24 protein-coding genes, 1 pseudogene and 1 riboswitch are annotated in these 25,944 nt (G+C 65.6%); of the genes and pseudogenes, 14 read left to right on the top strand and 11 right to left on the bottom strand.

The features are described from left to right. The first annotated feature begins 6 nt into the window (after positions 1-6). The 6 genes from sdhA (at position 7) to BMW72_RS12780 (ending at position 6,547) form a co-directional block, all read left to right on the top strand. Positions 7-1,815 (top strand): succinate dehydrogenase flavoprotein subunit, encoded by a 1,809-nt coding sequence (gene sdhA / locus BMW72_RS12805; RefSeq protein WP_092111149.1) that lies wholly within the window; start codon positions 7-9, stop codon positions 1,813-1,815. Between the two features lies 1 nt (position 1,816). Beyond that, positions 1,817-2,578, top strand: coding sequence for a succinate dehydrogenase iron-sulfur subunit (locus tag BMW72_RS12800; RefSeq protein ID WP_092111147.1), 762 nt, complete (start codon positions 1,817-1,819; stop codon positions 2,576-2,578). A 124-nt stretch (positions 2,579-2,702) separates the two neighbouring features. Continuing rightward, entirely contained in the window at positions 2,703-3,773 is a 1,071-nt protein-coding gene (locus BMW72_RS12795) for a YihY/virulence factor BrkB family protein (RefSeq protein ID WP_134360698.1), read from the top strand. A gap of 13 nt (positions 3,774-3,786) precedes the next feature. Beyond that, positions 3,787-4,644, top strand: coding sequence for an exodeoxyribonuclease III (locus tag BMW72_RS12790; protein WP_092111143.1), 858 nt, complete (start codon positions 3,787-3,789; stop codon positions 4,642-4,644). Continuing rightward, a complete protein-coding gene (gene trpS, locus BMW72_RS12785) occupies positions 4,641-5,645 on the top strand; it encodes a tryptophan--tRNA ligase (RefSeq protein WP_092111141.1) in 1,005 nt (334 codons plus the stop codon). Before BMW72_RS12790 ends, trpS begins: the two co-directional genes overlap by 4 nt. Positions 5,646-5,722: 77 nt before the next feature. Then, positions 5,723-6,547, top strand: a complete 825-nt coding sequence (locus tag BMW72_RS12780) for an HAD family hydrolase (protein ID WP_241983805.1) — start codon at positions 5,723-5,725, stop codon at positions 6,545-6,547. Between the two features lie 387 nt (positions 6,548-6,934). On the opposite strand, the gene BMW72_RS12775 is transcribed toward BMW72_RS12780, so the two are convergent. The 4 genes from BMW72_RS12775 to BMW72_RS12760 form a co-directional block, all read right to left on the bottom strand. After that, entirely contained in the window at positions 6,935-7,825 is an 891-nt protein-coding gene (locus tag BMW72_RS12775) for a hypothetical protein (RefSeq protein ID WP_134450315.1), read from the bottom strand. A 520-nt stretch (positions 7,826-8,345) separates the two neighbouring features. Beyond that, positions 8,346-9,860, bottom strand: a complete 1,515-nt coding sequence (gene glpK, locus BMW72_RS12770; RefSeq protein WP_092111135.1) for a glycerol kinase GlpK — start codon at positions 9,858-9,860, stop codon at positions 8,346-8,348. Positions 9,861-9,930: 70 nt separating this feature from the next. Beyond that, positions 9,931-10,665, bottom strand: a complete 735-nt coding sequence (locus BMW72_RS12765; RefSeq protein ID WP_092111276.1) for an MIP/aquaporin family protein — start codon at positions 10,663-10,665, stop codon at positions 9,931-9,933. A 175-nt stretch (positions 10,666-10,840) separates the two neighbouring features. Then, positions 10,841-12,583, bottom strand: coding sequence for a glycerol-3-phosphate dehydrogenase/oxidase (locus BMW72_RS12760; protein WP_092111133.1), 1,743 nt, complete (start codon positions 12,581-12,583; stop codon positions 10,841-10,843). Between the two features lie 122 nt (positions 12,584-12,705). Between BMW72_RS12760 and BMW72_RS12755 the strand changes: the two genes are divergently transcribed. From BMW72_RS12755 to BMW72_RS12725, 7 genes are all read left to right on the top strand, one after another. Continuing rightward, entirely contained in the window at positions 12,706-13,680 is a 975-nt protein-coding gene (locus BMW72_RS12755) for a sugar-binding transcriptional regulator (RefSeq protein ID WP_370448731.1), read from the top strand. Between the two features lie 59 nt (positions 13,681-13,739). Continuing rightward, positions 13,740-13,883: riboswitch (FMN riboswitch) on the top strand. A 91-nt stretch (positions 13,884-13,974) separates the two neighbouring features. Then, a complete protein-coding gene (gene ribD / locus BMW72_RS12750; protein ID WP_241983804.1) occupies positions 13,975-15,018 on the top strand; it encodes a bifunctional diaminohydroxyphosphoribosylaminopyrimidine deaminase/5-amino-6-(5-phosphoribosylamino)uracil reductase RibD in 1,044 nt (347 codons plus the stop codon). A gap of 8 nt (positions 15,019-15,026) precedes the next feature. Then, positions 15,027-15,671: a riboflavin synthase gene (locus tag BMW72_RS12745; RefSeq protein ID WP_092111131.1), complete on the top strand. Its 645-nt coding sequence runs from the start codon at positions 15,027-15,029 to the stop codon at positions 15,669-15,671. Then, entirely contained in the window at positions 15,668-16,927 is a 1,260-nt protein-coding gene (gene ribA, locus BMW72_RS12740) for a GTP cyclohydrolase II (RefSeq protein WP_092111129.1), read from the top strand. Before BMW72_RS12745 ends, ribA begins: the two co-directional genes overlap by 4 nt. Next, positions 16,927-17,403 (top strand): 6,7-dimethyl-8-ribityllumazine synthase, encoded by a 477-nt coding sequence (gene ribH, locus BMW72_RS12735; protein ID WP_092111127.1) that lies wholly within the window; start codon positions 16,927-16,929, stop codon positions 17,401-17,403. Before ribA ends, ribH begins: the two co-directional genes overlap by 1 nt. Positions 17,404-17,436: 33 nt before the next feature. Further along, on the top strand, positions 17,437-17,793 hold the full coding sequence (locus BMW72_RS12730; RefSeq protein ID WP_092111125.1) for a hypothetical protein: 357 nt from the start codon (positions 17,437-17,439) through the stop codon (positions 17,791-17,793). 153 nt (positions 17,794-17,946) lie between these two features. After that, positions 17,947-19,299 (top strand): MFS transporter, encoded by a 1,353-nt coding sequence (locus BMW72_RS12725; RefSeq protein WP_198410960.1) that lies wholly within the window; start codon positions 17,947-17,949, stop codon positions 19,297-19,299. Between the two features lie 69 nt (positions 19,300-19,368). Here the strand turns inward: BMW72_RS12725 and BMW72_RS12720 are convergent, their stop codons facing one another. Genes BMW72_RS12720 through BMW72_RS12710 form a run of 3 tightly spaced genes read right to left on the bottom strand, consistent with a single transcriptional unit; the run spans position 19,369 to position 21,994 of the window. Beyond that, on the bottom strand, positions 19,369-20,223 hold the full coding sequence (locus BMW72_RS12720) for an ABC transporter permease (RefSeq protein WP_092111121.1): 855 nt from the start codon (positions 20,221-20,223) through the stop codon (positions 19,369-19,371). Then, positions 20,220-21,071, bottom strand: a complete 852-nt coding sequence (locus BMW72_RS12715; RefSeq protein ID WP_092111119.1) for an ABC transporter permease — start codon at positions 21,069-21,071, stop codon at positions 20,220-20,222. Before BMW72_RS12715 ends, BMW72_RS12720 begins: the two co-directional genes overlap by 4 nt. Beyond that, complete coding sequence (locus BMW72_RS12710) at positions 21,068-21,994, bottom strand: ABC transporter ATP-binding protein (protein ID WP_092111117.1); 927 nt, start codon at positions 21,992-21,994, stop codon at positions 21,068-21,070. Before BMW72_RS12710 ends, BMW72_RS12715 begins: the two co-directional genes overlap by 4 nt. A 126-nt stretch (positions 21,995-22,120) precedes the next feature. Between BMW72_RS12710 and BMW72_RS12705 the strand changes: the two genes are divergently transcribed. After that, the gene (locus tag BMW72_RS12705; RefSeq protein ID WP_092111115.1) at positions 22,121-23,992 is read left to right on the top strand and encodes an ABC transporter ATP-binding protein; all 1,872 of its coding nucleotides are present in this window, start codon (positions 22,121-22,123) and stop codon (positions 23,990-23,992) included. A gap of 89 nt (positions 23,993-24,081) precedes the next feature. On the opposite strand, the gene BMW72_RS19605 is transcribed toward BMW72_RS12705, so the two are convergent. The 4 genes and pseudogenes from BMW72_RS19605 to BMW72_RS12695 form a co-directional block, all read right to left on the bottom strand. Further along, the gene (locus BMW72_RS19605; RefSeq protein WP_241988513.1) at positions 24,082-24,414 is read right to left on the bottom strand and encodes a glycosyl hydrolase-related protein; all 333 of its coding nucleotides are present in this window, start codon (positions 24,412-24,414) and stop codon (positions 24,082-24,084) included. A gap of 4 nt (positions 24,415-24,418) precedes the next feature. Further along, positions 24,419-24,876: pseudogene (locus tag BMW72_RS19720) on the bottom strand (glycoside hydrolase family 38 C-terminal domain-containing protein); the annotation flags it as partial. Beyond that, a complete protein-coding gene (locus BMW72_RS19590) occupies positions 24,840-25,295 on the bottom strand; it encodes a hypothetical protein (RefSeq protein ID WP_338419435.1) in 456 nt (151 codons plus the stop codon). The gene BMW72_RS19590 and the pseudogene BMW72_RS19720, both read right to left, overlap by 37 nt. Positions 25,296-25,635: 340 nt before the next feature. Then, on the bottom strand, positions 25,636-25,944 hold a 309-nt coding region (locus BMW72_RS12695; RefSeq protein WP_139175914.1), incomplete at its 5' end, for an IS30 family transposase.

The following is a 25,944-nucleotide window of genomic DNA, read 5'->3' as shown; positions in this document are numbered from 1 at the left end:
CTCATCATGACGACACCTGCACCCGCACCCACCTCCACCCTTGTGGACGGCGTTCACTACCACCAGTTCGACATCGTGATCGTGGGAGCGGGTGGAGCCGGCATGCGTGCCGCCATCGAAGCCGGCCCCCACGCCAGCACGGCGGTCATCTCCAAGCTCTACCCGACGCGTTCGCACACCGGTGCGGCGCAGGGCGGGATGGCTGCGGCCCTCGCCAACGTCGAAGAAGACAACTGGGAATGGCACACCTTCGACACGATCAAGGGTGGCGACTACCTGGTCGACCAGGACGCCGCCGAGATCCTGGCCAAGGAAGCAATCGACGCGGTCATCGACCTCGAGAACATGGGCCTGCCGTTCAACCGCACGCCCGAGGGCAAGATCGACCAGCGTCGCTTCGGCGGCCACACCCGCGATCACGGTAAGAGCCCGGTGCGTCGCGCCTGCTACGCCGCCGACCGCACGGGCCACATGATCCTGCAGACGCTGTATCAGAACTGCGTCAAGCGCGGCATCAATTTCTTCAACGAGTACTACGTGCTCGACCTCGTCATGACCAACGTCGACGGCGTCGACCAGCCGTCCGCCGTGGTCGCCCTCGACCTGTCGAGCGGTGAACTTCACGTGTTCCAGGGCAAGGCCTTCATCTTCGCTACCGGTGGCTTCGGCAAGATCTTCAAGACCACCTCCAACGCCCACACCCTCACCGGTGACGGCGTCGGCATCGTCTGGCGCAAGGGGCTGCCGCTCGAGGACATGGAATTCTTCCAGTTCCACCCGACCGGCCTGGCCGGGCTGGGCATCCTCTTGACCGAGGGCGCACGCGGCGAGGGAGCCATCCTGCGTAACGCGAGTGGTGAGCGCTTCATGGAACGCTACGCGCCGACCATCAAGGACCTCGCCCCGCGTGACATCGTGTCGCGCTGCATGCTCAAGGAGGTCGCAGAAGGTCGCGGCGCCGGCCCCGAGAAGGACTACCTGTACCTGGACTGCACCCACCTCGGCAAGGAACTGCTCGAGACCAAGCTGCCCGACATCACCGAATTCGCCCGTACCTACCTCGGCGTCGACCCGGTCACCGAGCCGGTGCCGGTCATGCCGACCGCGCACTACGCGATGGGCGGCATCCCGACCAACGTGAAGGCCGAGGTCTGGCGCAACAACGAGCAGGTCGTTCCCGGACTGTACGCCGCCGGCGAATGCGCCTGCGTCTCGGTGCACGGCTCCAACCGCCTGGGCACCAACTCGCTGCTCGACATCAACGTGTTTGGCAAGCGCGCCGGCAACAACGCGGTCGAGTACGTCAAGACGGCCTCGTTCACCCCGCTGCCGGAAGACCCGGCCAAGGAGGTGCGCGAACTGCTCGAAGGCATCCGCTCGTCGACCGGAACCGAACGCATCTCGGTGCTGCGCAAGATTCTGCAGGAAGAAATGGACAAGAAGGCTCAGGTGTTCCGCACCGACGAGTCCCTCGCCTCGGTCACCGAGACCATCCACCTGCTGCGTCAGCGGTACAAGAACATCGCCGTGCAGGACAAGGGTCGTCGCTTCAACACCGACCTGCTCGAAGCCGTTGAACTGGGCTTCCTGCTCGACCTGGCCGAGGTCGTCGTCTACTCCGCCCGCAACCGCAAGGAAAGCCGCGGCGGACACCAACGTGAGGACTACCTCGTGCGTGACGACGAGAACTACCTCAAGCACACGATGGCATACCTCACGGGTGACGCGATGAGCGCGGACGCCGCCGACCACATCAAGCTCGACTGGAAACCGGTGGTCATCACCCGCTACCAGCCGATGGAGAGGAAGTACTGAGTTGAGTACCGCCACGATTGCCAACCAGCCCGTTGTACCCGAAGAGATCCAGTCCTTCACGGTCACGCTCATCATTCGTCGGTTTAACCCGGAGGTCGATGACGAGCCGCACTGGCAGGACTTCGATGTGCAGCTGTACCCGACCGACCGCGTGCTCGACGCCCTGCACAAGATCAAATGGGAGCAGGACGGTTCGCTGACCTTCCGTCGTTCCTGCGCGCACGGCATCTGCGGCTCGGATGCCATGCGCATCAACGGCCGCAACCGCCTGGCCTGCAAGACGCTCATGAAGGACCTCGACGTCACGAAGCCCATCTACGTGGAGGCCATCAAGGGCCTGCCGCTCGAGAAGGACCTCATCGTCGACATGGAGCCGTTCTTCGACTCCTTCAAGGCGGTGCAGCCCTTTCTCGTTGCCAAGAGCAAGCCGGTCGACGGCAAGGAACGCCAGCAGACCGTTGCCCAGCGCGCCCGCTTCGACGACACGACGAAATGTATCCTTTGCGCCGCCTGCACGTCGAGCTGCCCGGTGTTCTGGACCGACGGCCAGTACTTCGGTCCGGCCGCGATCGTCAACGCGCACCGTTTCATCTTCGACTCCCGCGATGAGAATGCGGCCGTGCGCCTCGACATCCTCAACGACCAGGAGGGCGTGTGGCGTTGCCGCACGACCTTCAACTGCACGGATGCCTGCCCCCGCGGCATCCAGGTGACCCAGGCCATCGCCGAGGTCAAGCAGGCCATCATGCGTGGCAAGGCGTAACTGACTGACTGAACGACAAACACCCCCGTCATTGTGACGGGGGTGTTTTTGTCTGGTCGCCTAGGCTGACACAGCAAATAAGCTGACACAGCAGTTAAACTCACACAGCAGTTACACTCACACAGTGAAAGAGCTTGTGGAGCGCATTCTTGGGTGGCGACCCGTGCGGGTGGTGACGCACTTCAACAACGTGGGCGGCAGCATCCTCGCCGGGGGAATGTCTTACCAGGCGATCTTTGCCATCTTCGCGGCCGTCTGGGTGGGGTTCTCCATTGCCGGCCTGTTCCTCACCGCGAATCAGGGACTGCTGAACGCCCTGTACGCCATCATCAACCAGTCCATTCCGGGCCTGATCGGTTCCGACGGCATCATCGACCCCGATCTGCTCGCCACGGCGGGGATCTTCACCTGGACCGGTGCCATCGCCCTGGCCGGACTGCTGCTGACCGCGCTCGGCTGGCTTTCGACCACCGCCCAGGCGGTGCGCACCGTTTTCGGCATGCCCCCACAGACCACGTTCTTCATCTGGGTCAAGCTGCGCGAGCTCGGCCTCGGGTTGGTGTTCGGGCTCGCCCTGGTCGTGTCGGCGCTGGTTTCCCTCGCCAGCACCGCGCTGCTGGGCGCCCTGTTCGGTCTCTTTCAGATTCCTCAGGACTCGTTCTTCTACGAGGCGTCCGCCCGCGGCATCGGCCTCGCGGTGGTGCTCATCATTGATACGCTCACCCTCGCCGGCCTGTTCCGGGTGCTGTCGCGGGTGCGCATCCCGGTGCGGCGCCTGTTCGCGGGGGCGCTGCTCGGCGGTGTCGCCCTCGGCGTGCTGAAGATTCTCGGCGGGGCGCTGCTCGGCGGCGCCAGCCGCAATCCGTTGCTCGCGACCTTCGCGGTCATCATCGGGCTGCTCATCTGGTTCAACCTCGTGAGTACCGTGACCCTGATCGCCGCCGCCTGGATCGCCGTCGGCATGAACGATGCGGGCATTCCGCCGCAATCGCTCAGCGCCGACGAAGCAGCCGAGAACCAGGAAAAGCGGATGCAGGACGCCCTGCGGCTGACCGCCCAGGCCGAGCTCACGGCGGCTCGGGCCGACCGCGACGCGGCGCCCTGGTATGCCCGGTGGGCGGCCAGACGGCGGCTCAGGGCGGCCGAGGCGCGGGTGGCCGAGTATGCTGCGGCGGATGACGCCCACGCCCCCTAACTAGACTTGACCCATGTCTTCCGCCAAACCCCTTCGCATTGCCAGCATCAACACGAACGGGGTACGAGCCGCGTACCGCAAGGGGATGGGCGACTGGCTGGCTGCCCGCGACGTCGACATCCTGGCCATCCAGGAGGTGCGCGCCTCCACCGAGGACCTCGAGGGGCTGCTCGGGCCGGACTGGAACATTCTGCACGACGCTGCCACCGCTAAGGGTCGGGCCGGAGTGGCCCTCGCCAGCCGCGCCGGGGCATCCATTCACCGGGTCGCCCTCGGCGCCGAGGATTTCGACAGCGCCGGCCGCTGGCTGGAAGCCGACTACGAGGTCGACGGGCAGATCATCACCGTCGTGAGCACCTATGTGCACTCCGGCGAGACAGACACCCCCAAGCAGGTGGAAAAGTACAAGTTTCTGGACGCCATGGTTGCCCGGCTGCCCGAGCTCACCGCGCACAGTCCGCTCGCACTGGTGCTCGGCGACCTGAACGTGGGACACCGCACGCTCGACATCAAGAACTGGCGCGGCAACAAGAAACACGCCGGCTTTCTGCCGGAGGAGCGGGAGTATTTCGACCGCATCCTCGGAGCGGAAGGCGACCCGCGGTACAACGCGGGTGCCGGACTCGGCTGGGTGGATGTCGGACGTAAGTGGGCCGGCGAGGTCGAGGGGCCGTACACCTGGTGGTCCCAGCGCGGCAAGGCCTTCGACACCGACACCGGGTGGCGACTGGACTACCATCTGGCCAGCCCACTTTTGGCGGCATCCGTTCTGAATTATGCGGTCGACCGGGCCGCGGCGTACGACCAGCGCTGGAGCGACCACTCCCCCGTGGTCGTCGACTATGACCTTTCGAAAGCAGCACACTCATGACCCTCACCCGCCTCTATTCGGGTATGCAGCCCTCAGCGGAATCGCTTCAGATCGGCAACTACATCGGCGCGCTGCTGAACTGGAAGACCCTGCAACAAACGCACGACGCGTTCTTTTCCATCGTCGACCTGCACGCGATCACCGTGGCCCAGGATCCGGCGAAGCTGCGCTTGAACACGCGCCGCACGGCGGCGCAGTACATTGCGGCCGGAATCGACCCGTCGGCATCGACGCTGTACGTGCAGTCACACGTGCCGGCGCACGCCCAGCTGGCCTGGGTGCTCAACACCATCACCGGTTTCGGTGAGGCGAGCCGCATGACGCAGTTCAAAGACAAGTCTGCGCGGCACGGCGCCGACGCCACGACGGTGGGCCTGTTCGCCTACCCGACCCTCATGGCCGCCGATATTCTGCTGTATCAGACGTCCGTGGTGCCGGTTGGCGAAGACCAGCGCCAGCACGTGGAACTCACCCGTGACCTCGCGTTGCGCTTCAACTCGCGGTTCGGCGAGACCTTCACGATTCCCGAGGTGGCGATCGTGAAGGAGACCGCGAAGATCTACGACCTGCAGAACCCCACGTCGAAGATGAGCAAATCGGCAGAGTCACACGCCGGGGTCATCTGGCTGCTGGACGAGCCGGGGGTCACCAAGAAGAAGATCATGCGAGCCGTGACGGATGCCGACGGCGGTGTGGTATTCGACCGGGAGAACAAGCCCGGTGTGGCCAACCTGCTCACGATTTACTCGGTGCTGGCTTCTCAGTCGATCGAGTCGCTCGAGAACGAGTATGCCGGTCGCGGCTACGGCGACCTGAAGAAGGGGCTGGTCGAGGTGGTCCTCGGCACCTTCGACCCGATTCGTGAGCGCGTCGCCGAGCTGATCGGCGACCCCGCCGAACTCGACCGGGTGCTCGCGTCGAACGCCGCGAAAGCCTCCGACGTGGCGAACGAGACCCTCGCCACCGTCTACGACCGCGTCGGCTTCCTGCCGCTGCGCTGATGCCGGTTTCTGTGCCTGGTCCGGTGCTTGTACCGGTTTCGGTGGCGGCCGGTCAGGAGACCGCAGGTTCTGCCGGATTGGATCCGTCAGTCCGGCACGCTGTGCGGCATCACCAACCGGCGGTGGTGCTGTTCGACCTCGACGACACCCTGTTCGCCCATCGGGGTGCGGTTGCGGCGGGTATTCTGCTGCACCTCGACCGGGTTGGTGGCGCGTTCGCGACCGGCGACCGGGTCGCGGCGACCGGGCTTTGGGATGCGCTCGAAGAGGAGCATTACCACTCCTACCTCGCCGGATCGTTGGACTTCGCCGGCCAACGCCGCGCCCGGGCACAGGATTTCGCGGCGTCGTTCGACATCATGCTGACCGACGCCGAGGCCGATACCTGGTTCGACGAGTACTTCGAAAGCTACCGGGCCAGCTGGCGCCTGCACGACGACGCTCTCCCCTGCCTGGACGCGCTGGCGCAGCTTCTGCCCGAGGTACGCTTCGGCCTCATCACGAACGGCGACCCGGTCTTTCAGGGCGAGAAGATTCGGCGGGTCGGCCTGACCGACCGGTTCGAGCACGTCGTCACCTCGGGTGCTCTCGGCTTCGCCAAGCCCGACCCCCGCATCTTCGAGCACGCCTGCGCCGTGTTCGGCGTGCCGGTTTCGGAGGCGGTCTATGTCGGGGACCGGCTGCGCACGGACGCTGTGGGCGCTGCCGCTGCGGGGCTGACGGGGGTCTGGCTGGACCGCGCCGGCGCATCCGCTGCCCCAACTGGGTCTGCCATCCCCTCGCCGCGCGCAGCCACGGGTCTCCCTCCGACCACCGGCGCCGACTCAATCGAGGCGGCCCACCTGGGAGTGCTGCGAATAGGGACCCTCGCCGACTTGCCGTTCGCCCTGACCAGCCAATAGCCCGGTCATCACCCCTCGGGTGTCCCCCCTCGCACGTCTCCGGGTCAGAAGCGTCGTTTCGTTGCTAATTCAGGAAATCGACGCGCTGGCCGCTCGAAGCCCCCGGAACTTGGGGAGATGTGGACCACGCCTGCTCCTGACTTCCTGAATTAGCCACCGCGCACCGGGGCGATTCGTCGTCTGCGGTGACACGCGACAGCCGAACACTGCGGGCACACACCACCGAGCACGAAGCAGGCCGACCATCGAGCCGCCGCGTGGCTAATTCAGGAGAGTAGCGTGAGCGAATGCAACCACCACTGCAAACACGGGGCTGGCCGTGCGCGGAACTGACGGGTTTCCTGAATTGGCCACGCGGCGGGGGTCTGCTGGGCGATTCGCCGCTCGCTACAGCACGTATGTACGGAAGTGATTGCGCACGGCCAAGAGTCCAGTTATCGCCGCCACGACGCGCTCCGGGTGGTAGAAAATGTCCCGGTGGATGGCGCGGTAACTCATATAGGTCATGCCGGCGAGGTCACAATCACGGGTGCGGTCGCGCAGATGCGCGTCCCAGCCGTCATGGAACTGTCGGCTGTCGGCTTCGACGACGAGGCATCCTTCTATGACCATGTCCACGCGCCCCACGCCGCTGATCGACACCTGAATTTCGAACTGAAACCCCGCAAGGTGCACGATGAACCGCAGCACCGTCTCCTGGCCCGATTCACTCCGCGCATCGACCCACGCACGGAGATACTGTAAATCCTCGGGAAGGGCCGCGAAAATCAACACGACGGCCTCGCTCGGCAGCAGACGCAAATGCAGGGCGTTGTCGAGGGAGGCTAATGCAAATCGTGGTTGTTGGCATCGGAAGATCTGGATTAGGGAATCCGTTAGGCCGATGCTGTATTCGGTGCCGTCCTCGGATGCCAGAAGTTGATCCCAATGCAACTCAATACCGTTGCGGTTCGCCACAGTGAGCCGCTGAAAGCGATCCTGTGGTGCGCGCAGTCTCGAAGCATTCGGGTCAAGATGAACATGCGTGGAGCTGCTGTCGAGGGCAAAGACTCCCATATCGGCAGCTGCGGATATGCAGCCGAGCCGGCCACCGACGCGCACGGCTTCAAGAATGTGACGGTTGGTGGAGGGGAGCGCGTAGCGCCCACGGCGACAGCGCACCAGGAAACCGTTGTCGACGGCCGCCTTCAGTGACCTCCACGTCGCGCCGGCGGCCCGCAGTTCACCGGTCTCGATGACGGACCGGTCGGATTCGTGAAAGAGCACTTCCCATGTCATAGGACCCAGCATGGTAATCAACGGGCCTATTGAAACCGCGACTGGATGTTTCAGTGGACAGACGCGCGAATCAGTGCCTGTGGAGAACTTAAGAACCCACTGTTGCACCCGAAAAGCGTGGCGAATTCAGGAAATTCTCGATTTCACAGGTACGTCCGCTGCACTGGCTCGGCGGTGTGCAGGAGGATTTCCTGAATTGGCCCCCGTCAGGTTCGTGCAGACCGGTCTTGGCCGTCCGGCCCACGCGGGAGGCCCGATCCTGGCACTTGCCAGGGTGAACGGATGCGGCGCTCGGCACGTCCCCCGAGGTTCCCCGCCCGTGCCGTGGCCAATTCAGGAAATTCTCGGGGTCGAAGGGAACTGGCCGCGCAGATCCGCGGCCCACCGGCCGCCATACCAACGGATTTCCTGAATTAGCCACGGAGAGAGTGCGCACGAGGAGAGGAACACGGACGATGCCGAAAGCCCGGCCGCGCAGAGGCGCGGGCCGGGCCGTAACGCCGGATCGGTCTGGTGCGGGTTACCGCACGTCTTCGTCTACCCAGTCGAGGGTCTTCGTGACGGCTTTCTTCCAGTTGCGCAGCAGGCGGGCGGCCTCCTCCTTGTCCATGGCGGGCTCCCAGCGGGCATCTTCCTGCCAGTTGGAGCGCAGGTCGTCGAGGCCGCTCCAGAAGCCGACGGCCAGGCCGGCGGCGTAGGCGGCGCCGAGGGCGGTGGTCTCGGCAACGACCGGGCGCACGACCGGCACGCCGATGATGTCGGCCTGGAACTGCATGAGCAGGTCGTTGGCCGTGGCTCCGCCGTCGACCTTGAGCTCGGTCAGCGGCACACCGGAGTCGGCGTTGACCGCGTCGAGCACCTCGCGGGTCTGGTAAGCGATGGCCTCGAGGGCCGCACGGGCAATGTGGCCCTTGTTGACGTACCGGGTGAGGCCGACCAGGGCGCCGCGGGCGTCGGAGCGCCAGTACGGCGCGAACAGGCCGGAGAAGGCCGGCACGAAGTAGGCGCCGCCGTTGTCGGTGACCGTCTTGGCGAGGTCTTCGATCTCGGAGGCGTTCCTGATGATGCCGAGCTGGTCGCGCATCCACTGCACGAGTGAGCCGGTCACCGCGATCGAGCCTTCGAGCGCGTAGTGCACCGGAGCATCGCCGAGCTTGTAACCCACGGTGGTGAGCAGGCCGTTCTTGGAGTGGATGATCTCGGTGCCGGTGTTGAAGATCAAAAAGTTTCCGGTGCCGTAGGTGTTCTTCGCCTCGCCCTGGTCGAAGGCGGCCTGGCCGAAGGTCGCCGCCTGCTGGTCGCCGAGGATGCCGGATATCGGCACCTCGCGCAGCAGGCTGTGCCCGCTCGCAATGCCGTAGACCTCGGATGACGATTTGATCTCGGGCAGCATCGACCTGGGCACGTCGAAGACGGCGAGGATCTCGTCGTCCCACTGCAGGGTTTCCAGGTCCATGAACATGGTGCGGCTCGCGTTGGTGACGTCGGTCGCATGCACGCCGCCCTCGGTGCCGCCGGTCAGGTTCCACAACACCCAGGAATCGGTGGTGCCGAACAGGAGGTCGCCGGCATCCGCTTTCTCGCGTGCCCCCTCGACGTTTTCGAGAATCCAGACGATCTTGGTGCCGGAGAAGTAGGTGGCCAGCGGCAGGCCGACCTTGTTCTTGAACCGTTCGACGCCGCCGTCAGCCGCGAGGCGGTCGACGATCGACTGGGTGCGGGTATCCTGCCAGACGATGGCGTTGTAAACGGGCACGCCGGTGTTCTTGTCCCAGACGACAGCGGTTTCGCGCTGGTTGGTGATGCCGACGGCTTCAATGTCGTGGCGGGTGATGTTGGCCTTCGACAACGCCTGCCCGATGGCCTCACGGGTGTTGTCCCAGATCTCCTTGGGGTCGTGCTCGACCCAGCCGGCCTGCGGCAGAATCTGTTCGTGCTCGAGCTGCCCGGTCGAGATGATCGACCCGGCCTTGTCGAAGATGATGGCGCGGGAGCTCGTGGTTCCCTGGTCGATGGCGAGAACATACTTGGCCATGTGTAACTCCTTTGTTGTTCCAGGTGGGAATTAAGTATAGAAACGGATGCTGCGGCCTGCGTCGGCCGGCTCAGCCCAGGATGGGCATGAGCACGCCGGAAGACGCGCCGGCGACGACGCCGCCGATGATGGGACCGACGACCGGAACCCAGGAGTAGGACCAATCGCTGGACCCCTTGCCCTTGATCGGCAGCAGGAAGTGCGCGATGCGGGGGCCCAGGTCACGAGCCGGGTTGATCGCGTAACCGGTCGGTCCACCGAGCGATGCGCCGATCGCGATCACGAGCAGAGCCACCGGCAGCGCACCGAGAGCGGCGAGGCCGCCGGCGTCGCCGTTGCGGCCGAAGCCGATGACAACGAAGACGAGCACAAAGGTGCCGATGATCTCGGTGACGAGGTTCCAGCCGTAGGACCGGATGGCCGGCCCGGTCGAGAAGACACCGAGCTTATTGGCCGGTTCCGGTTCCTGATCGAAGTGCTGCTTGTAGGCCAGCCAGACCACCACGGCACCGAGAATACCGCCGATCAGCTGCGCGCCGATGTAGACGAGCGTTGACGCGACGTTGACCGGCACCCCGGACCCGAAGGTGTCGGTTCCGCTCGCGACGAGGCCGAGGGTGACGGCCGGGTTCAGGTGGGCGCCTGAGTTGTATGAGGCGATGACTCCGGCGTAGACCGCGAGGCCCCACCCGATGGTGACCATGAGAAAGCCGCCGCCGAAGCCTTTGTTCCTGGCGAGTGCGACGTTGGCGACCACGCCGCAGCCGAGCAAGACGAGGATGGCCGTTCCCACGACCTCTGACATAAAGACGACACCGAGATTGTCCACATTGACCTTTCAGATGGGTGTTGCGTGCGCCGACCGACCTTGTTGTCGAGTGCGGCGATCGTTCTGGCGTGCTTAAAAACGTATCGGCGCCCGGGCAGGCACCGGCCGGTTTTCGCTGCACGTTCGTGCAGATTGCCGGCCGGTGCGGGTACTACGAGGTGAGGACCGAGCCGGAACTGACCGGGGCGAGGTCGACCCCGTGCACGTCGATCAGGATGCCGCGGGTCAGCTCGATCTCCTCGGCTCGGCGCCCGGCGTCCCAGCCGAGAACGGGAGCGACGACGAGTGCGAGTTCTTCGATCAACGGGGTGGTGACGGCACCGACGAAGGCCATGCTGGTGCGACGCAGGAGCAGGTCGATCAGGCGCACGACGCTCTCGGTCCCGGCGAGAAATTCGATCTCGCGTCGGGTGTAGGCGGCGTTGTGGCGGAGCGGGGCATCCGGTTCACTCGATGGGTCGGTCAGAAAGTCGATGACCTCGCTCGCGCGCGTGCCGTAGCGGGAGAGCAGGGCGGCCGCACGGTCGGCACCGACCTCATCGCCGTGCGCGGTGACCCAAACCAGGTGGGCGGCTTCGGTGGCCGGAAAATCGCGGCCGCCGCCAATGGCGAGCCCCTCGGTCGAGACGGTGCGCGGCAGTCCGAGCAACGTCAGGATGTCGGTGCTCAGGTTTTCGGCCAGAGCGCGGAAGGTGGTCCACTTGCCGCCGACCAGGCTGAGCAGGGTGCCGTCGGCGGCTCCGGTGCGGGGCAGCGGACGCGACTCGATGCGGTAGTCGCGGGAGACGAAACCGGGGGCTTCCTCGTCGTGGCGAGGCAGCGGGCGCACACCGGCGAAGCGGAACACGATGTGTGACCGGTCGACCGGAACGGTTGGGAAAACGTGCGCGACCAGGTCGAAGAAGTAGTCGATCTCGTCTTCGGTGCAACGAATCGGCTTGGTCATGTCGTGCTCGAGGTCGGTGGTGCCGACCAGAACACGTCCCTTGAGCGGGTAGATCAGCACGATACGGCCGTCTTCATGCTCGAAGAAGATCTCGCGACCACCCGTCGCCGCGAGCAGCTCAGGGTTGTCCAGCACAATGTGCGAACCTTTGGTGCCGCCCATGAAGGTGCTCGGCTGGCCGAGAGCCGTGTTGGTCAGGTCGGTCCACGGCCCGCTCGTGTTGACGACGACATCCGCTTGGAAGGTGAACTCTTCACCGGTGATCGAGTTGCGCAGGAGCACACCGTTCTCGGTCATGCCGGCAGCTTCAACGTAATTGGCGGCGCGGGCGTGCAAGCCGGCGTCGAGGCCGTCGCGCAGCACGTCGAGGGCGAGGCGCTCCGGGTCGTGCATGGCGGCGTCGTAGTAGGTGGCCGTGTACTTGAGGCCCGGGTTCAGCAGCGGCAGGGCAGCGAGCGCCTTGGTGCGGCCCTTGAATTCGTGGCGCGGCACCGTTCCGCCGTCGCGCGAGAAGGCGTCGTAGATCATCATGCCGATTTTGATCAGCATGGCACCGCGCTCGACGTGCTTGGCGCCCTGCTTGTGGGTGACGAAGCGCAGCGGCGCGGCCATCACTCCGGAGAAGGTGGAGAAGATGGGAATGGTCGTCTGCAGCGGCTTGACGTAGTGCGGTGCGATCTTGAGCAGGCCGTTGCGTTCCTCGACCGATTCCTTCACCAAGCGAAACTCACCGTTTTCAAGGTACCGCACGCCGCCGTGGATCATGTGCGAGCTGGCCGAGGAGGCTCCGGAGACGAAGTCATTCTTCTCGACGATGACCACGTCAACGCCCTGCAGGGCCAGGTCACGGAAGGTCGCGATGCCGTTGATGCCGGCGCCGATGATGAGCACCTGGGCGCGGGGGCGGTCGGAGATCGCGGTTGACGTCTGTGAGTTTAAGAACGACATTGTTGTCACCTCTGTCTCGGGGCCGGCCCGTGATTTGCGCGGGGCAGGCCGTATGAATAGATTCAGTCTGACAGTCCGACACAATTTCTCAATCGGATTGAACATACGTGCAAGGAGCCGCCGTGACCTACGCTACCGATCCAGTGCAGTCCGATCGCAGCCGCGATGCCCTCACCGCGGCGCACCTGTATTACCTGCAGGACCTCACGATGGAGGCCATAGCGCAGGAGTTGCATACCTCCCGTTCCTCGGTCTCCCGCCTGCTCAGTCACGCCCGGGAGACCGGTCTGGTGAACATTCAGATCAAGTCGCCATTGGATGCCCCGAGTCACCTCGAGCAGCAGATCGAAGCCCGATTCCAGGTCACCGCACACGTGGTTCCGGTTCCGGACAGCGCGAGCGACGTCGACCGGCTGGAGCGCGTGGCGCTCTCGGTTGCACGGATTCTCGGCCAATACTTTGACTCCAACATGACCATGGGCATCGCGTGGGGTTCGACCATGAACGCGATCAGCCGGCACGTGACCCCGAAACAGACCCACAACTCGCAGGTCGTGCAGCTCAACGGCGCCGGAAACATGCGCACGACCGGTCTCGGCTACGCGAGTGAGATTCTCGGCCGCTTCGGTACGGCCTTCGGCGCTCACGTTCAGCAGTTTCCGGTACCCGCCTTCTTCGACGACCCGGCAACGAAACAGGCATTGTGGCGCGAACGCAGCATCAGCCGCCTGATCGACATGCAGGCCACCATGGACATCGCCCTGTTCGGCCTCGGCTCCCCCTTCTCCGGTGTGATCAGTCGCGTCTACGCCGGCGGCTACCTCGAACAGGCCGAATTCGATGCGCTCAGCACGGCCGGCGTGGTCGGTGATGTGGCGACGGTGTTCTACCGCGCCGACGGTTCGACCGACGGCATCACCCTGAACGAACGCTCGACCGGCCCCGACTTCACCGTGCTGCGTCGCACCCCACGCCGCATCTGCGTTGTGGCCGGCCGCTCCAAACTCGCGAGCCTGCGCGGAGCCCTGGCCGCGCGGCTCATCACCGACCTGTTCGTCGATGAGAGCACGGCCCGCGCCCTGGTCGAGGCACCCTGATCGGATATTGAACGGAATACGCCGGAGCGTACGGTGTTGCACTATAAATAGAAGTACAACACGTGCTCCGGGGTCGGTGTAAATCCGAACCGGCGGTTAGAGTCCGCGACCCGTTAGTTCCTTGAGAAGGTTTGAGGGGCGAAACGGTTGAGCTGGTGAAATTCCAGCACCGACGGTTAAAGTCCGGACGGGAGGCGCACGAGTTGGTTGGCTCCTACGGTCGACCGACGGGTTTGTGCGCGTCTGCGTACCCCCATACCCCCCGGAGCTCGTCCGACACAGGATGAGGGCGGGATGACCAACAAAGCGGCAGTCGGCCTGGATCGGTCGGTGCTGCACGGCGCCATGCTCCGTGCCCTCGAACTGGCCACCCACGGCCCCGCCACCGGGGTGAACCCGCGGGTCGGCTGCGTCATTCTGAACGCGCACGGCGACGTGCTCGCCGAAGGCTGGCACCGCGGCGCCGGCAGCCGCCACGCCGAGGTCGACGCCCTGTCGAAGCTCGCTCCTGGCGGCGCTCGCGGCAGCACCGTCGTCGTCACGCTCGAACCGTGTAACCACGTCGGCCGCACCGGTCCGTGCGCGCTGGCCCTGATCGAGGCCGGTGTTGCCCGCGTCGTCTACTCGGTGACCGACCCCGGCGAGCACTCCTGCGGCGGCGCGGAACGGCTGCGTGCCGCCGGCATTGGGGTGCAGGGCGGCCTGCTCGCCGAGAACGGTGAGGCGTTCCTCGGCGACTGGCTCGTGGCCGCTCGCCTCGGCCGCCCGTTCGTCACACTTAAATGGGCGTCGAGCCTCGACGGGCGCGCCGCCGCCGCCGACGGTTCCAGCCGCTGGATCACCGGGCCGGATGCCCGCCTCGACGTGCACCGGCGCCGCGCGGCCTGCGACACGATTCTGGTCGGCACCGGCACCGTGCTCGCCGACGACCCGGCCCTGACCGCGCGGGGCGCTGACGGCGGGCTGCTCCCCCGGCAGCCGGTGCCCGTTGTGGTCGGCCGCCGTGAGGTGCCGGCATCCGCTGCCCTGCTGCACCACCCACAGCAGCCACTGTTTTTCGACGGGCTCGACTTACCGGGACTGCTGACCAACCTGCACCAGCGGGGCCTGCGCAGCGTGTTCATCGAGGGCGGACCGACCGTAGCGAGCGCCTTCGTCGCCGCCGGGCTGGTCGACGAATACCTCATCTACCTCGCACCGACCCTGATCGGCGGGCCGCGGCTCGCCATCACCGATCTGGGCGTGTCCACCATCGGCGAGCAGCGCCGCCTCTCCATCTATTCCCTCGACCGGCTCGGCGACGATATTCGCCTCGTCGCCCGGCCTCGCACCAACTAAGGAACCCCATGTTCACCGGAATCATCGAGGAGCTCGGTCAGATCGAGCGCATCGAGACCACAGCGGATGCCGCCCGCCTCACCATTCGCGGCCCGCTCGTCGTCGAGGGCGTGGGCCACGGTGATTCCATCGCCGTGCAGGGCGTCTGCCTCACCGTGGTCGAACGCACCGCCGACACGTTCACCGCCGACGTGATGGCGCAGACCCTGTCGATGTCAACGCTGTCCGACGCCCGCGTCGGCGCGCCGGTCAACCTGGAACGCGCAGCCCTCGTCGGCGACCGTCTCGGCGGTCACATCGTGCAGGGCCACATCGACGGCACGAGCACCGTACTCGCCGTCACGCCGGGTGACGCCTGGCGAGTGCTGCGGTTCAGCCTGAACACCGAACTCGCGCCACTCGTCGTCGGCAAGGGCTCGATCGCCATCGACGGCGTCTCCCTCACCGTGAGCAATATCAGCCCGGCCGCCGAGGCCAGCCAATGGTTCGAGGTGTCGCTCATTCCCGAGACCCTCGCCGCCACCACCCTCGGCGAACGCCAGGTCGGCGACAGCGTCAACCTCGAAACCGACATTCTGGCCCGACACGTTGAGCGGATGCTGGACCTTCGCGCGACCCACAATTCCCACCCCGAAACAAGGAGCGCATCATGAGCCTCGCCGATATTCCCTCCGCACTCGACGCCCTGCGCCTCGGCCGACCGGTCATCGTCGCCGACGACGAGGGCCGCGAAAACGAGGGCGACGTGATCATCTCCGCCCAGCTCGCCACCCAGGAATGGATCGCCTGGACGGTGCGCTACTCCTCCGGGTTCATCTGCGCCCCGATGACCAACGAAATCGCCGACCAGCTCGACCTGCCGGTGATGGTGCTGAACAACGAAGACCCGCTCGGCACCAACTACACAGTGAGCGTCGACGCCGCCGACCGGCTGTCGACCGGCATCAGCGCCGCCGACCGAGCCCACACCCTTCGCGTGCTGGCCGATCCCCAGTCGGCCCCGGCGAGCCTGCACCGCCCCGGCCACATCCTGCCGCTGCGAGCCCGCGACGGCGGCGTACGCGAGCGCGGCGGACACACCGAAGCCGGCGTCGACCTGATGAAACTCGCCGGCCTGTTTCCGGTCGCGGCGATCGCCGAGATCGTCGCCGAGGACGGCGAGATGATGCGTCTGCCCGGCCTGCTCGAACTCGGTGAGCGCGAAGGACTGCTCGTCATCACGATCAAAGACCTGATCAGCTACCTCAACGAGGTTCATCCCAACGAAGCCCTGCCGACCATCGCCCCGCTCACCGAAGCGCCGCGGGTCGACTTCGAGGTGGAAACCACCGTCCCCACCCGCCACGGCGCCTTCCGGGTGCGCGCATACCGTGATCGCTCCACCGGCGCCGACCACGTGGCGTTCGTCGCCGGCACCCCGGTCGACGGCGCCATCGTGCGGGTGCATTCCGAATGCCTCACCGGCGAAGCCTTCGGCTCGCTCAAGTGCGAGTGCGGGCCGCAGCTCGACGCCTCCCTCGACATCATCCAGGAGGAGGGCGGGGTGGTCGTCTACCTGCGCGGTCAGGAAGGCCGCGGCATCGGCCTCATCAACAAGCTGCGCGCCTACGAACTGCAGGAAGACGGCCTCGACACCCTCGATGCGAACGTGGCGCTCGGTCTGCCCATCGACAGCCGCGATTACGGCGCGGCCAGCAGCATCCTGCACGATCTGGGCTTGAACTCGGTGCGACTGCTCACCAACAACCCCGAGAAGGTGCGACAGCTCGAGCTGCACGGTGTCGCCGTGAGCGAGCGGGTGCCGCTCGTCGTCGGCATCGGCGAATACAACGAGGAATACCTCGCCACCAAGCGAGACCGCATGGGTCACCACATCACGAACGCCGAAATCATGAACGGAATCGCCTAATGGCTGGAACAGGACCCACAATCACGGTTGACGCACGGGGCCTGCGCGTCGTCATCGTGGCCGGGCAGTGGCACGATGTCATCACCGACGGCCTCATCGCCGGCGCCACCCGGGTACTCGAAGCCAGCCAGGCGGAGTTCTCCCTCGTGCGCGTTCCCGGCAGCTTCGAACTGCCCGTCGCCTGCAAGGTCGCGCTCGAAAGTGGGGCCGACGCGGTCGTCGCCCTCGGCGTGATCATTCGCGGCGGCACCCCCCACTTCGAGTTCGTCTCAAATGCGGCAACGGATGGCCTCACCCGCGTCGCCCTCGACACCGGCAAGCCCGTGGGTTTCGGCGTGTTGACCCTCGACGACGAGCAGCAGGGCCTCGACCGGGCCGGGCTACCCGGATCCAGGGAGGACAAGGGCGAGGAGGCGGCATCCGCTGCGCTGGCTACCGCGCTCGTGCTGCGGGAGCTGCGCGACCACATCGGGTAACTCGCGGTGCGTCTGAGTGCCTAGGCTGAACGCATGGACCTTCTACGCAACATTCTGCTCATTCTGCACTTCGTCGGCCTTGCCTCGCTGCTCGGCGGCTTTCTCGTGCAGATCAAGCCGATCATTGCCGGCAAGGGAACGATCGTCGCCGCGATGTTCCACGGTGCGCTGACCCAGCTGGTCACCGGCCTGCTGCTCGTGGGCATCATCCAAATGGGCTCGCTCGGCCACATCGACAATGCCAAGATCGGCGTCAAGCTGCTCGTGCTCATTGTGATCACCGTGCTCGTGATCGTAAATCGCAAGAAGCCGAGCGTGTCGTCGCTCGTGCTCTGGGCCATCGGCGCCCTGACCCTCGCGAACGTTGTCATCGCGGTGCTCTGGAAGTAACTGGTTCAGCGGGCAACAGTCCCGGCGGTAAGGTATTTTGTGACCTCTACAGGCGGCCACACTACTATTCGTGCGTACACGCTGCTGCGGGAAGTCTGATCGACTTGCGGGTTTCGTCGGCGCTCAGCCATCCCACCGGAGTGTTCCACCCTCATGTCAGCAACGACCGCGTCAGTTTCGACGCCGACCACACCTCTTAATCCGAAGAGTCGGGTCATCATGGCCAGCCTCATCGGCACGACCATTGAGTTCTACGACTTCTACGTCTACGCGACCGCCGCGGTACTTGTCTTCCCGCACCTGTTCTTTCCCACCGGCAATGAGACCACGGCGCTGCTCGCCTCCTTCGCGGTCTTCGGTGCCGCCATGGTCGCCCGCCCGATCGGCGCTCTGTTCTTCGGTCACTTCGGCGACCGCAAGGGCCGAAAGGCCACCCTGGTCGGCGCGCTGCTCACGATGGGAATCGCGACCTTCCTGATCGGTCTGCTTCCGACCTACGCCATGATCGGCTGGTGGGCACCGTTGATGCTCGTCATCCTGCGCCTCACCCAGGGCTTCGCCCTCGGCGGCGAATGGAGCGGCGCCGCCCTCGTCGCGACGGAGAACGCCCCGGTCGGCAAACGTGCCTGGTACGGCACCTTCCCGCAGGTCGGCGCCCCGCTCGGCTTCATCATCGCCAACGGACTGTTCCTCGGCCTCGCCCTGGCCCTGCCGTCGACCGACCCGACCCGCCCGTCCGAGGCGTTCCTCGAATGGGCCTGGCGTATCCCGTTCCTGTTCTCGGCGGTCATGGTGATCATCGGACTGTGGGTGCGTCTGCGCCTGGTCGAAAGCGACGTCTTCACCAAGGTCGTCAAGGCCGACCGGGTCGAGAAGCTGCCGCTCGCGGCGGTGTTCAAGTCCAACTGGCGCGAACTGATCCTCGGCACGTTCATCATGCTCGCCACCTACGTGCTGTTCTACCTGATGACTACGTTCACGCTCAGCTACGGTCGCGCCGCAACGGATGCCGCGGTTCCGGGTCTCGGATTCACCTACAACAGTTTCATCCTCATGATGATCGCCGGCGTGGTGTTCTTCGGAATCTTCACCCTCGCCTCCGGCCCGTGGGCCGACCGGCACGGACGTCGTAAGACGCTCATCATCGTGACCCTGTTCATCGTCGTGTTCGGTTTTCTCTTCGTGCCGCTGCTCGGGGCCGGGTTCCCCGGCGTGATGCTGTTCCTCATCGTGGGTTTCTCGCTCATGGGCATGACCTTCGGTCCGATGGGCGCCCTGTTGCCCGAGTTGTTCCCGACCAACGTGCGCTACACCGGTTCGGCGTTCGCCTACAACGTCAGCTCGATCCTCGGCGCTGCCGTGGCACCGTTCATCGCCGTCTGGCTGTGGACCCTCGGTGAGGGCAGCCCCTTCTGGGTCGGCATCTACCTCTCGATCATGGCCGTCATCACCCTGATCGCGCTGGTTTTGAGCCGCGAAACGAAGGATCTCGACCTGCACCGCTAAGCACGACCCGAGAGCGGGAAAATTGTTGCTTCGAAGGACTCGAGGCAGCAATTTTCCCGCTCTCGCGCGTTAATCGAGGAAGAGGGCGCGCAGTCGGCGGGTCGTCAGGAACAGGCCGACCGCGATCATCACGGCGTAGTAGAGCACATGCCAGAGCAGCCCGGCATTCACCTGGCCGGTGGTCAGGGCGCGCACCAGTTCAACGCCGTGCCAGAGGGGCAACGCCTGGATCACGTACTGGATGCCCTGCGGGTAGACGCTGAGCGGATAGAACGTGGCGGAGAACAGGAACATCGGCAGCAGCACGAAGTTGATCCAGTCCATCTGCTGGAACGTCTTCAGATAACTCGTGACCGCCATGCCCACGCTGGCGAAGCCGAACGCAATGAGCAGCACCGCCGGCAGGGCGAGCAGCGCCCACCAGGACAGGTTGAGCCCGAGCGCCTGCATCACCAGCATGAATCCGGTTGCGTAAAGCAGCCCACGCGCCAGCGCGAGCGAAATCTCGCCGAGCGCCACGTCGAGCGGGCCGAGCGAGGTCGCCAGCATGCCCTCATAGAGCTTGGCGAACTGCATTTTGAAGAACACATTCCAGGTCGAGTCGTAGATGGCGCCGTTCATCGCTGCCACCGCGAGCAGGGCCGGCGCGATGAAGGCAGCGTAAGGCACACGCTGGCCGTCTTCGGTCTGCACCTGGCCGATCAGCGCCCCGAGGCCGAGGCCCATCGACAGCAGGTAGAAGATGGGCTCGACGATACCGCTCATCACGACGAGGGAGTTGGTGCTGCGGGTCGCCCGCCACCCGCGCGCCATCACGCTGCGCGCGTTGCCGGAGTAGTACTTTCCGACAGGGAATCTGCCGAAGAGGAGCGCGGTGCCAGTGGCGGCCGCGAGCGTCGATGGCGACAGGTTGGGGCGGGTCATTTGTTGAGCCGCCGCACCGTGAGGCGGCGGGCCCAGACCCAGCCGACGGCCAACAGTACGGCGAGATACAGCACGTGCACGAGGCTCAGCCAGATCGGTTCGGGCATGCCGTAGGCGAAGACACGAGACAGTTCGGTGCCGTGCCAGAGCGGAGAGATCCAGCCGATCCACTGCAGGTACCGCGGCAGCACGTCGAGGGGAAAGAACGTGCCGGAGAAGAGGGTCATCGGCAAAATCACGAATCGCTGCACCATGGCGAGTTGGCCGGTGTCGTCTTTGAGAGTGGCCGTGTAGGCCATCACGAGCGCGCCGAAAGCCAGGCCGGTGAGCAACGCCACCGGCACCGCGACGAACCCGAGCGGGCCGGGCGCCGCACCGAAGACCAGCATGAAAACGTAGAAGATGGTGCAGGTCAGCACCATGCGGGCGGCGACCGAGATGACGATGCCGTTGATGATCTGGCCCGGTTGTATCGAGCTCGCGTTCATGGCGAAGAAGGTGGGATTCCATTTGAAGCCGAGCATGATCGGGTAGGTGAACTCTTCGGAGGCCACCGCGATAGCGCTGCTCGCGAGCAGCGCCGGCGCCAGGAACGCGAGGTAGCTCACCCCGTTGACGGCGTTGTCGCCCAGATTGCCGTCGACGAGGCTGGCCAGGCCGACGCCCATCGCGTAGAGGTAGACCAGCGGGCTGCCGACAGCGGTGAACAGCACGGTCTGGGCGTACGACCGCATCACCCGAAACCGGTGCTCGGCCACATACCAGGAGCCGTAGCGCCGGGTACGCGCCGCGCCCGCGACCGCAGCAGCGAGCGCAGCAGAGCGGATGCCGTCACTCACCTGCCTCATTCGATCAGGTTTCTGCCGGTGAGCCGCAAAAACACGTCTTCGAGGCTGGAGCGACGCACGAGGCTGGTGAGCGGGCGGAGGCCGGCCGCGGTCATCCGCTCTAATTCTTTCTCACCGCTGTCGCTGTAGACCAATATGCGGTCGGGCAGCACCTCGACCCGTTCGCCAGACCCCTGAATGCGTTCGGCGACCTCGGCATTCTGGGTGGAACCGAACCGCACCTCGAGCACTTCGCGGGAAGAGTAGCGGCGAATGAGGTCGGCCGGGGAACCCTCGGCCATGATGCGGCCCTGGTCGACGACGACGAGGCGGTCGCAGAGTTGTTCGGCTTCGTCCATGTAGTGGGTGGTGACCAGCAGGGTCGTGCCCTGTTCCTTCAGGCGAAACAGGCGGTCCCACAGAATATGGCGCGCTTGCGGGTCGAGGCCCGTGGTGGGCTCGTCGAGCAGCAGCAGGCGCGGGTCGTTGATGAGGGCCCTGGCGATGGTGAGACGCCGTTTCATGCCGCCGGAGAGGTCGTCGACCTTATGCGTGGCCTTGTCGGCGAGCTGGGCGAACTCGAGCAGTTCGTCGGCGCGGCGAGCCACCCGGGCGCGCGGCAGCCCAAAGTAGCGACCGTAGACCAGCAGATTCTCTCGCACCTTCAATTCCAGGTCGAGGTTGTTCTCCTGCGGCACGACGCCGAGCTGCGAACGGATCTCGGGACCGTACTCGTTGGGGTCGAGACCGAGCACGCGCAGTTCACCGCCGGTTCGGGTGGAGACGGCACCGATCATGCGCATCGTCGTAGATTTTCCCGCACCGTTGGGGCCGAGCAGCCCGAAGGACTCCCCCGGCGCAACCTCAAAGCTGATGCCGTCAACGGCGACGAAATCCTGGTAGCGCTTGACGAGATTCTGACTGACGATGACAGGGTCTGGCACAGTTCCCCACTGTAGACCGCACGCCGGACATTGGGGATTGTTCGCAGCGATGGCGGTTAAGATTTATAAGTGACTACCGCTACTCGTGTGCCTGGAACTCCTGCTTCATCCGTTTCCCCGACCGCTGTGAAGCCTCCCCGCGGCCGACGCGGCCGCCCAGCTCCCACCGGGCCGCGCGCCAAGTTCAGCCAGCTGCTGCCCTACCTGTTCGAGCACAAGAAGGTGCTCAGCGTCGTCATCGTTTTGAGCGTGCTCGGCGCCGCCGCCAGTCTCGCTCAGCCGCTGCTCGTGAGCCAGGTCATCACGATCGTGCAGGCCAATGATCCGCTCGGGTCCCTCGTCGGTGCACTCATCGCGCTCGTCGTGATCTCGGGGCTGATCAGCGGATACCAGCACTATCTGCTGCAGCGCACCGGCGAGGGTGTCGTGCTCTCCAGCCGCCGCAAACTGGTCAGTCGCCTGCTGCGCCTGCCGATCAGCGAGTTCGACGCGCGCCGCACCGGCGACCTCGTCTCCCGCGTCGGCAGCGACACCACCCTGCTGCGTGCGGTACTCACCCAGGGGCTGGTCGAAGCGATCGGCGGGTCGCTCACTTTCATCGGCGCGCTCATTGCGATGCTCATCATCGACCCGGTATTGCTCGGCCTCACCGTGCTCGTCATCGCGGTGTCGGTCGTCACCGTCACACTGTTGTCGCAGCGCATTCGCACCGCCAGCACCGCCGCCCAGGTGAAGGTCGGCGACCTCGCCGCGAGCGTCGAGCGTGCCATCAGCGCCATTCGCACCGTGCGTGCCTCCAACGCGACCGAACGTGAGGTTGCCGTCATTGAGGAGGACGCCCGCGGCGCCTGGCGCATGGGAATCAAGGTCGCCAAGATCAGTGCCCTCGTCGTTCCGATCGCCGGCATCGCCATGCAGGTGTCATTTCTCGTGGTGCTCGGCGTCGGCGGATTTCGGGTCGCAAGCGACGCCATCACGATCGCCGATCTGGTGGCGTTCATCCTGTTTCTGTTCCTCATGATCATGCCGCTCGGCCAGTTCTTCGGCGCGATTACCTCGGTCAATTCGGCGCTCGGTGCGCTCGGTCGCATCCAGGAGATCATCGACCTGCCCGCCGAGGACCAGTTCGACCGCGAGATCGCCCCTCTCGCCATGACCGTCGGCGCCGCCAACGAGAAGGTGCGCCCGGAGGCCGCCGCGATCAGCTTTGAGAACGTGCACTTCGGCTACGCGGTCGCGCCGGTGGAGATCGACGCTGCAACGGATGCCGCCAGCCCGGTCGACGACACGGCAGACTCGGCGGCGGCCACCGGCCCGCGCCCGGTGCTCACGGATGTGTCGTTCAGCGCACCGCGCGGCCTGCGCACGGCGTTGGTCGGCCCCAGCGGCGCCGGCAAGAGCACAATCCTCGCCCTGATCGAACGGTTCTACGACGTCTCCGATGGCACCGTGCGGCTGGGTGGGCTGGACATCCGCTCGTTGGATCGCACCGCCCTGCGCGCGCAGATCGGCTACGTCGAGCAGGACGCCCCGGTGCTCGCCGGATCACTGCGCGACAACCTCACCCTGGCCACCCCCGACGCCACCGACGAGGACTGCATCAAGGTGCTGCACGCCGTCAACCTCGGCGAGGTGCTCGACCGAGACCCGGCCGGACTGGGCGCCGCGGTCGGCGAGTCGGGAGTGAAACTCTCCGGCGGCGAACGCCAGCGGCTCGCGATCGCGCGGGCGCTGCTCGCGGCACCGCCCATTCTGTTGCTCGACGAATCGACGTCGAGCCTCGACGGTAAGAACGAGCAGATGATGCGGGAAGCCATCGACGCCGTCGCGGCCGACCGCACCCTCATCGTGATCGCGCACCGCCTGTCGACCGTCGTCGACAGCGACCAGATCGTGGTACTCGACCACGGCCAGGTCGTGGGAGTGGGCACCCACTCCGAACTCGTGGTCTCCACTCCCCTCTATCGCGACCTGGCCAAGCACCAGCTGTTGGTCTAACCCGCCAAGCTGGTACGTTCTGCCGGTAAATATGCGACACGCCGTGTCGGTTGAGGGGTGTTAACGGCGTGTCGTAACTTTTACCGGGGTTACGTGCGCTGATAGCGCAGGGTCAGCAGCTGGAACGGGCGCAGCTCCAGCGTCCGGGCAGCGTCATCGCTCGCTCGGATGGCGTTCGGGGCGACGCGGCGCTCGAGCAGGTCGGTCTCGAAGGCCCCGGTCGCATCGAACGAGCGGATGACCCGCGCTCCAGCCCGGGTTCCGTGCGCCTCGTAGACCCGCAGGATGACATCGCCACTGTCGTCTTCGGCAGGCTTCACGGCCTCGATCACCACCGCCGGATGGATGCGCACGCCCGCTCGGCCGATAGGCAACCCGTCGAGTTTCTCGACCGATTCGGCGTCAGTGAGAGCCTCGAACATTCGGGCGTGCGGGGGTGTCGAGGTCCCAGGCGTCCCCTTGGGTGGGAGTATCCCGGTGCAGGGTGAGCAGGTTGGCCCGCGCGCCGATCGGGACCACTTCGCGATTGGCGTGGCGGTCGTAGATCGAGCTGAACACACCGTCGGGATCGATTGTCACCCGCACGTGCCGGTTCGTCAGCACCCAGCCGTCGAGGGTGGGCGCGACCCGCGCATACTCGCGCTCCGCCTCCTGGTGCACCCAGGTGATCGATGACCCCGGCAGAATGTCATGAAACTGGTGCAGCAACACCGTCCGCCACGCGTTCTCGAGGGCCGCGCGTGGACCCTCCGCCCCGCCCGAACAACAGCCGTGGTGGCCCACAATTCTGCCTCCCGCAGCAGGTGTTCGCTGCGCCGGTTGCCGCGCTTGGTGCGGGCCTGCGAGGTCAGCGTGCCGCGGTGAAGCTCGAGGCCCGACCGGCCAGGGCCGTGCCGGCCACGTCGTCGGGGTCGAGCAGGTCAAGGCAGTGTTCCAGGGCCCGCAGAATGTCGGCCCGGCGCGGTTGGGCCGACGGCAGCTCGCGGCGCAAGCCGTCGAGGGTGACTATGTCCTGGGTGAGGTCCCAGACCTGTGTGTCGCGCAGGGCGACATCCGCTTGCCGCAGCCGGTAAAGCGGCGCGGTACCGGCGGTGGCGAGGTCGCCGAGCGCGGTGGGGGTGAAGCTGAAATCGACGGCGATATTAGGGTTGGCGGCGGCTTCGATGTAGAGGTCGATCCGAGTATCGGTCGCCGTGACCGTGCGGTTTAGCGACTCAATGACCTTGAGCAGGCGACCATCGGGGCTGTACGCGATTCCCTCGGCTTGCAACCCGGGCACGGCGGTGGTGAAGCCGAGGTCCACGACGACCTCGATGCGGCTGGGCCAGGCCGCCCCATTTGGGCGGTACCAGCCCGGTCAGGTGGAACCGGACGGTTCCCCACGGGCGCCCCCACGCGTCACCCGCAGCGAATGGCGCAAACGGATGCGAAACCGGTTCCCCGGGCGCCACCCAGGCGGTGACCGTGAGCGGGGCGGTGGCCCGGTAGATCGCCGGCTGCAGCCGTTCACGAACGAACCGGTTCAGCCGAGCCTCAACGAGTGCGCTGTCGTCATGCATGCTGGCATTTTACGACGGGGCCCACCTCGCGACACCGGGCCCACGATAGGGCGGTTTCTGGGGGTCGTTGCAACACCGGGTGGTCTATTCAGTAGTCAGCAGTTTAGCGAAGCGCTCGGCGGGGGTGTCCCAGTCGAGCGTCTTCCGTGGGCGTTCGTTGAGCTCGTGTGCTGCCGCGAGTAAGTCGTCGGCGGTGTAGGTGGAGAGGTTGGTGCCCTTGGGGAAGTACTGGCGTAGTAGGCCGTTGGTGTTCTCGTTGGATCCGCGTTGCCAGGGGCTGGCTGCGTCGCAGAAGTAGACGTCCATGTTTGTGCCAAGGCGGATGGCAGTGTGATGCGCCATCTCGACACCTTGGTCCCAGGTCAGAGAGCCGCGTAGATGTGCGGGGAGGAT

This window comes from Cryobacterium luteum (assembly GCF_900110125.1).
In the GTDB taxonomy this organism is placed as follows: domain Bacteria; phylum Actinomycetota; class Actinomycetes; order Actinomycetales; family Microbacteriaceae; genus Cryobacterium; species Cryobacterium luteum.
This window is presented reverse-complemented; position numbering and strand designations above follow the sequence as displayed.